Below are 1,379 nucleotides of genomic sequence, written 5' to 3'. Positions count from 1 at the left end.
GGCTTGTAGCGGTGCTCGTCGAGGCGCTCGTAGTAGCTGTCGGGGACCGGGGTTCCGGTGTTCAACGGACTTCTCTCCCAAGGCTGTTCCGGCCGTGCGTGCGATGTTCCGGTGACCCACTCTGCCACCTGCGGAAAGGTCCGTACCGGACGCGTCAAGTGATGGAGGAACGGGGTCGGCCATGGCGGGTTCCGCGGTCGGATTCTGAACGGAAGCCTCGGCAAGAGCGCCCCCATCGACGAACTCCCGCTGATTCGGCTTCAGTTGTTGACGGCGGGCAGGGGCGGGACTACAACCCGGGGAGAGCGCTCCCAACCCCACTGAGGAGACCCCCCATGCAGACATCCGCCAGACCACCGACCTTGCCCGTGCGCTCCCGTACGGCTCTCGGTCTGGTCGTCGTCCTGATCGTCGCCCTCTTCGCCGCCCTGTCGCCCTCGCCCGCCCGCGCCGCCGACCAACTGCTGTCCCAGGGGCGGCCCGCCACCGCGTCCTCGACCGAGAACGCGTCCTTCCCCGCGAGCGCGGCCGTCGACGGGAACACCGGCACCCGCTGGTCCTCCGCCTTCGCCGACCCGCAGTGGCTCCAGGTGGACCTTGGAACGGTCCAGCAGCTCACCCGCGTCTCGCTCACCTGGGAGGCCGCGTACGCCACCGGCTACCAGATCCAGACCTCGACCGACGCGACCACCTGGACCACGCTCTACTCCACCACGACCGCCACCGGCGGCACCCAGAACCTCACCGTCACCGGCAGCGGCCGCTACGTCCGCCTCTACGGCACCGCCCGCGCCACCCAATGGGGCTACTCCCTCTGGGAGTTCCAGGTCTACGGCCCCGGAAGCACCACCCCGCCCGACGACTTCTGGGGCAGCACCAGCGACATTCCGGCGGCCAACAACGCCGTGGAGGTGAAGATCCTCAACCGCACCAACGGCAAGTACCCGGACAGCCAGGTGTATTGGAGCTTCAACGGGCAGACGCACTCCATCGCCGAACAGCCCTACCTCGACATGCCCGCCAACTCCGCGGGCCGCATGTACTTCTACCTGGGCTCGCCCACCAGCTCGTACTACGACTTCATCGAGTTCACGGTCGGCGGCAACGTCTTCAACGGCAACACCACCCGGGTCGACGCCTTCGGCCTCAAGCTCGCCATGCGCCTGCACAGCAAGGACGGTTACGACACCGAGGTCGGCGAGAACCGGGCGACCTTCGCCGAGGTCCGCGCGACCACCTTCCAGCGGTTCACCGACGCGGTGCCGGCCCAGTTCAAGGTGCTGGCCCAGACCCTGGCGCCGTACCGGATCATCGCGCCCGGCAGCGACCCGAGCTTCCGCGCGGGCGGCGCCAACGCCAACTACTTCACGTCGTACGCC

1 protein-coding gene is annotated in these 1,379 nt (G+C 68.4%); it reads left to right on the top strand.

Going from position 1 to position 1,379, the window contains the following annotated elements; translation table 11 throughout:
- Positions 1-335: 335 nt before the first annotated feature.
- The coding region (locus tag ACFWI9_RS34255; protein WP_387169201.1) for a discoidin domain-containing protein at positions 336-1,379 on the top strand (1,044 nt) is incomplete at its 3' end.

Source organism: Streptomyces sp. NPDC127084 (assembly GCF_042724175.1).
Lineage (GTDB): Bacteria > Actinomycetota > Actinomycetes > Streptomycetales > Streptomycetaceae > Streptomyces.
Note: the sequence above shows the minus strand (reverse complement) of the source record. Positions and strands in the feature narration are given on the sequence as shown.